This window comes from Providencia sp. PROV268, assembly GCF_028477805.1.
Classification (GTDB): Bacteria; Pseudomonadota; Gammaproteobacteria; order Enterobacterales; family Enterobacteriaceae; genus Providencia; species Providencia stuartii.
In genome coordinates, this window is the sequence record NZ_JAMPLW010000046.1 from 1 (window position 1) to 6,180 (window position 6,180).

Here is a 6,180-nt window from a genome sequence, read left to right on the forward strand (position 1 = left end):
AAGTACGTTGTTGCATCACACACTATCTCAATTTTTTTCGATACTGGCGTTAATGTTAAGTTACCTGATAAAGGGAACATACTTGGCGCTGTATCAAATTTATATTCAACATCCACTTCATTTTGGTTATCGATAGTACATGTTGGTGGCGTAATCGAGCCCGTGACTTTTAAATTAGCGACAGGTGCAGAGAATGCCGCATATGAAACAGAAATTAACGACAGTGCACATAATGTTTTCTTAAACATGATTCACCTTCTTATAATAAAAAACAAAAAAAGAAAAATAGAATCTATTACCAACATTTATATTAGTAATACATAGAGAAAAATATTTAAACTCGCTGTCATTTCTTAGCTTAACAAGAGCTATAATAAATAATTTTGGTTACTGGTATTAAACACCTCTAAATATGATAAAACATTCTACTTTTATGTAATTTTAAAATATCTTACTGAAATAATGTTTTTCAGATGTAAGTATTATAGATAACTTTTTTATAATTATCATTACACCAAAATCGAGTAAACTGCACTTTAGCCTAAAAAATCACAAATGTAACATTTTATTTCATCATTAAAAACAATAAAGTAGATTAACATCTAGCTATCGCACCTATGATTAATGAGGAAATAACTCCAAACAAATCATAATAAGAACTAAAGAAAAGAATAAAATACCTAATTTAATGTAGTTTAATAATTAAACATAAATCCTTTTAATTTTAACTCGGTTAGAGAGTAATTATTCACATTGGAAAAACACTTCATAATAATAACCTTTATCCCTATGATTATTAATCACTTTAGAAGAAGTATCGTCAAGGTAATACACAATATCACGAGTAATATTGTTTCAACATCAAGTTTACCTTGCCTATTTCCTTTAGTATAAAACGACTATCACGATTTTTTATCTTATCACTACAAAACTCTAGATGATAAAGTCGGTTTTACTCAATCTCAGGCAGTCAATTATAGGTAAAGCATGAATTGCCCCAGTTAATATCAAGGTGGCATAAGCCGTATAAACTTGCCACCTTGATAAAATTAGGCTGTTCCAAAGCAAACCAACTCTATCTTTAAATTTAAAGGCCTCTTTTTAAAAAATACTTTTCTATCTCTGTATGAGTCTCAAAGTTATAAAACAATGGCTTTAATGTATCATACAATTCATGATTATCTTTTTCTATCTGCTGACGCAGATATGAAAAAAAGGAACTCACATCGCAATCAAGAATGCACAATATATTTAGTAAAGCATCAACAGATATTGTATTAACCCCCCTTTCATATCGAGAGTATTGTTGCTGCGAAATGCCTAATTCACTCGCCATTTTTGTCCCTGAAAATGAACTTGCCTTTCGCAATCTCTTAATTTCTTCACCAATCACTTTGGTGAAAAAGTTTTTAGGTATTACATTATTCAAGGTTAAATTATCCTTTTACTATATATCCTGAAAAATTAAACCCCATTCAATATGCTAAAGATAAATGGGCCTTAATATCTAATTGCCTATAATAGGGAATTAGTGTTCCACAGCTAAAATAGCGTTATCACTCATTTTAAATCCATAACGACTTAAAGGGGAGATAGATATACTCGTTGCATTACCTTTAATATTGACAACTTTGCTTTCACCAGGTCTGATATAAAACTGGTCTAGCGCGTAATCTTCGTTACTCGGTAAAACTTTAAATGAGGGTGATAACCTAATGACTTGCTTTCCATTATTTTTTAATGTTAACTGATTATTTTTTTGGCTCACTGAAAGAGCGTCCCAAGGTGTTTGGCTCACTTTCATATTAGCAGGAGAAACTAACATTGCCACATCCTGACGAATAGGCATTTTAGTGACATTCTCTTTACTTGCCCCAATACCTTGAAATGATGCTTTTAAAATTACTTCATCGGAAATATCAACGCCTTTTTTCAAAATAAAATTAATTTGTTGACTTTGTTGAGGTTCAATACGAACAATCGGTGGCGAAATCATAATATCACCAGCAAGTTTTGTTGAACCATCTAGCTCTTCAACTTTGGTTGATAATAAAATAGGTGAATTACCGGTATTTTTAACATTAAAAACCTTTCGCCCTTCTCCTGCATCTAATATTACAGTCATGGTTTCTAATTGGAAACTTGCATGAACATTTGTGCTCACTATTAATAAAAAGCTTGAAAGAATAGTTGCAAATATTTTTTTCATAAATAACCTCTTTATCAAAATCTATGTTTAGTTTTTTGATGACTTATTGACATATTGCGTCTACTTCTTCATAAAGCAACTCAGATGAAAAATGTTCTGGTACTGTGTATTTCACAATACAATCATCTGAGTTTGGCGAACGAAGAATTAATTCATCACCAATTTGTTCGTTAGTTAAAAAAGTATTCCCTTCACCCATAATGGCACTGACATACTTTCCTTTTTTATTTATTAAGCTTGCACCACTAGGTGCTTTTTGACCGTTTTTAAGCGTAATACTCAGTAATAACTGTCTCATTTCGGTAGCTTTAATTTCTTTTGTAATAACACTTCCTCTAGCAACTGCAACATCGAACGAAGTGGTATCAAGCCGAATATTTAACGGTAAATCTTGCGTGTTCAATTGAACCGTTGTTTTCCTATTTGTTGGTAATGACGAAATGGCAGCCGTACCAAAATGATTCGTGATTGTTGAACCACTGCCTAACGCACTCACCTTAACATTTGGTTGATTTGGAATATATATAATCCCAAAAGTATTACTTAATGGCACTGAAGAGGTTGCAACTAGCCCATTTGAATAAGCAATAGCGCCTGTAGCAGATGACATAAATGAGTAAACATTATTTTCAGTCATGGAAGCATTTAATGATAATTGTGTATAAGCATTCGTATTATTAATGCTCCCGTTAACACGATTTACATCACTGCTACGACCTGCACCGATAGAGTAATTCCACCTATCATTCTGTCTATAGTTATAATTCGCCATTAAAGTACTACGGTCATCGTAATATTGGCTTTGTATACTTGCACTTGAACGGCTATTTATTGGGATTGATGCATTCAGATAAAAGCGATTGTCTTGATCTGTTCCAGACTGAAAAGATAAATTTAATGAGACATCACCGATCTTTCTGCTATAACCGACTAAATGACTTACTGTATCTGAACCGTCTCCATAATAATGGTTATAATTTAAACTATAGCTAAAACTTCCCCAGTTAATATCACCCCAACTTGTATAAAGTGAAGAAGAAGTCTGAAGGTCTCGACTAAACCATGGTAAATTCCATGCATCTTCATCCAATATTGGTTGCTGTTTTTCTAATGTACTATCTAACGTCGGATACTCATGACTGCGATATAGAAATGAGACTCCCAATGATGCGGCACCTTTGGCCAACGATGTATTAAAGTCTAACTGGCTTCCCTCTTTTTCATCATTACGAGAAATTGAAACATTGCCTCCACCATTAATGAGTAGTTTTTCTCCAAATGAAGAATGAACACCACCACTTACAGATTGATATTTATCTGAATATAAAGCCCCTGCTGAATAATCTATTTTTTTATATTGTGCGCTTGCTTCCAAACTACTAATTAAAGGATTATCACTTTCTTGAACACTATTGACTGTACGATATTTACCAATAAAAAATTGATAAGATAAAGGTGATAAATTTTCAGTTGCTTGATTTGAGGTCATTACTTGATATTTCTGACGCTCACCATTATCTTGAATAACTGTTACATCAACTGGTGTTCCATTGATAATATTATTAATTCTATTTAGTTCAAAAGGACCAGCAGGCACTATTGTTCGATAGAGCAGACGACCATTTTGCTGAACCTCTACGGTTGATGGCGAATTTGCAAAACCAGCTATCGGTACAACTAATCGATTATTAAGCTGTAATGCACTGTCCGAATAGAGTTGAATGCCATTAACTGGTATACCAGAATAATAACTGCCTCGGCTATTCAGTTGACCTATTTCAAATTGAGACTTTAATGACTCGATACTACGCGATAATACTGTTTCATTAAATTGATACTCTGAGTTCCCTTTACTTGAAGAAAAACTACTATTATTGCGTAAAACCCAGTTATTCCAGTTTGCTCCCGTTTCAAATTCACCTTGATAAAACTCTTGGTTATTATGGCCATTAATATGCATACCGTAAATTCGATAGTTATTAACTAAACCAAAGCCACCATAAGTCAATTCACGACCTAGCAACTTAGGATCAAAGTTGTTTTCAGCGACTGTAATATCAATAGCAAACTCATTAGGTCGCATTACCACCCGTGAATCAGGATAGACATCTTGAAAAACATGACATCCATCTTCTAAATTTGTCGATTTTAATCTCAACGTCTTCTGCAAACTATCATCAAGGCAAAGATGACCACTATCATCTATTTTGGCATTAACAGAATAAGTTTGATCACCATTTAATTGTATTGTGACATCATGGTTACCAGGAAGAAATTGGCTCCCTTGCATAAAATAATCAGCGACTTCTTCACCGTAACCAAGTGCCTTTAATGAATCAATATCAAAATTCACTTTTGAGTTTTTATCAGCATTATCTTGATTTGATGAATATGAATACTCATTATATAACATGAATATTAAAGCCATAAAAAAATAGTAACGTCGTGTTTTTTTATTAGTATATAACATACATGCTCATTGCTTAATTATAATTAATGTGTTCAGGCATTAAATGCCAAATGAAAAAATCAATTCAGCATTACCGTCTAATTCAGCACCATTAACAATAGGCCCATGGGTTTCTTTTAAAGAATTAAGTTTAGGCGAAACAGTAATATCAACAGAAAATAATTTTCCCGAGGCAATATGACTTTCACCCGTTAACCAACCATAGGTTCTATTTTTTTTCACCGTTATAGCAGATGTTCTTGTTCCTGATAAATTTTCGCTTAAAAACAACTCCGCTTTTTCATTATCAACATTGGCATGACTCAACGTTAATCGATAATCACCTATTTTCCCTGAACCATTTACGTTACCTAACCCAAAATAGCTTTCATCATCCATACGGGAGGAATCATGACGATTATCAATAATTTTTAAAAATAAATTTATCGGTGTATTGCACATCACTTGCCATGTTTGTTTTAATTCTGGAAGCGCTGTGACTTTGTTTAATTTAAAATAATGGGCATGTAACTGGGAAAATTGATAGTTCCCGTTATTTGGTGGGATAATTTCACAACTTGGAGGTGTCACAATATCGGTGATTATATTTTGCCTATATACGCCCTGAGCATTTGAATAATCACAAAAATAGAACATTAACACTACTGTAAGTTGATATAATATTATCCGCATAAGATACATGCCCATTTTTTTCATTATTAAAGACTAAAGCTAAATGTAATTACAGCTTCTGCGTTATAATTAAGTTCATCATTAAGTTCAATATTTGCTTTAGCTAAATCATCTCGTGAGTTAATAAATACACTGTCTTGTTCAAAACTCGCTGAAAAGACTTTTCCAGGTATTAATGATTGCATAAATGCATCTTTACCCCCGGCTTCATGCTTAGTATTAGACCATCCATAGTATTCACCTTTAGTCAATACATAATCTCCAAGCCTAGAAGTGGCATGTGTTGAATTATATAAACGGCGAACATATCCAGAATTATTATCGACCTTAGCATCTTTTACTAAAAATGAGACACCACCAAGTGCGGCCGGTTTACCCCCATTAATATGAAAATATTTATGTGAATACGAGCTTGATACCGGTGTTGAAGGTAAACTCAAACCTTGGTAGGTATCTGTCGCCATAAATATTAAATATGTTTGAGCATCACATGTCACCGTAACGGTATTTTTTACTTTCGAATTTTCGGGAAAAATATACATGCTCGACATAGGTATAACATCAACAGAGAGTTTTCCCATGTCATATATGATATTGGTTTGCTCTTCTCCATTAACCATACAGGTTGGTGGCTTAATATCACCAGATACTTTCAAATTGGCATTTGTATCTGCATAACTAAAGCTAACCGCTAGTAATGGTAGTAAACCTAAATACTTAATTGTGTTTTTCATACTCAGTTAACAACCTCGATAATTAAGATAGGCCAAATAGATGACCTATCTTAGAATCACGTTAGATACCAAAACCAAATGATAGTACCGCGTGG

The 6,180-nt window shown here is 33.2% G+C and carries 5 protein-coding genes and 1 pseudogene; all 6 read right to left on the reverse strand.

The genetic code is table 11. From position 1 onward, the window contains the following. Positions 1–248: pseudogene (locus tag PR699_RS19365) on the reverse strand (fimbrial protein); the annotation flags it as partial. 839 nt (positions 249–1,087) lie between these two features. Beyond that, positions 1,088–1,429, reverse strand: a complete 342-nt coding sequence (locus PR699_RS19370) for a helix-turn-helix domain-containing protein (protein WP_004921801.1) — start codon at positions 1,427–1,429, stop codon at positions 1,088–1,090. 99 nt (positions 1,430–1,528) lie between these two features. After that, entirely contained in the window at positions 1,529–2,209 is a 681-nt protein-coding gene (locus PR699_RS19375) for a fimbria/pilus chaperone family protein (RefSeq protein ID WP_014656397.1), read from the reverse strand. A gap of 43 nt (positions 2,210–2,252) precedes the next feature. Beyond that, positions 2,253–4,679: a fimbria/pilus outer membrane usher protein gene (locus tag PR699_RS19380; protein WP_223854817.1), complete on the reverse strand. Its 2,427-nt coding sequence runs from the start codon at positions 4,677–4,679 to the stop codon at positions 2,253–2,255. Between the two features lie 39 nt (positions 4,680–4,718). Further along, positions 4,719–5,375 carry a hypothetical protein gene (locus PR699_RS19385; protein ID WP_127891336.1) on the reverse strand — a complete coding sequence of 219 codons (657 nt, stop codon included), beginning with the start codon at positions 5,373–5,375 and terminating at the stop codon, positions 4,719–4,721. A 2-nt stretch (positions 5,376–5,377) separates the two neighbouring features. After that, the gene (locus tag PR699_RS19390; protein WP_004921813.1) at positions 5,378–6,085 is read right to left on the reverse strand and encodes a hypothetical protein; all 708 of its coding nucleotides are present in this window, start codon (positions 6,083–6,085) and stop codon (positions 5,378–5,380) included. Between the last annotated feature and the right edge of the window lie 95 nt (positions 6,086–6,180).

What these genes read in the sequence shown, in the direction of transcription:
- PR699_RS19380 (WP_223854817.1), bottom strand. Translation starts at nt 4,679, where the DNA reads ATGTTATATACTAATAAAAAAACACGACGTTACTATTTTTTTATGGCT.
- PR699_RS19375 (WP_014656397.1), bottom strand. Translation starts at nt 2,209, where the DNA reads ATGAAAAAAATATTTGCAACTATTCTTTCAAGCTTTTTATTAATAGTG.
- PR699_RS19390 (WP_004921813.1), bottom strand. Translation starts at nt 6,085, where the DNA reads ATGAAAAACACAATTAAGTATTTAGGTTTACTACCATTACTAGCGGTT.
- PR699_RS19385 (WP_127891336.1), bottom strand. Translation starts at nt 5,375, where the DNA reads ATGAAAAAAATGGGCATGTATCTTATGCGGATAATATTATATCAACTT.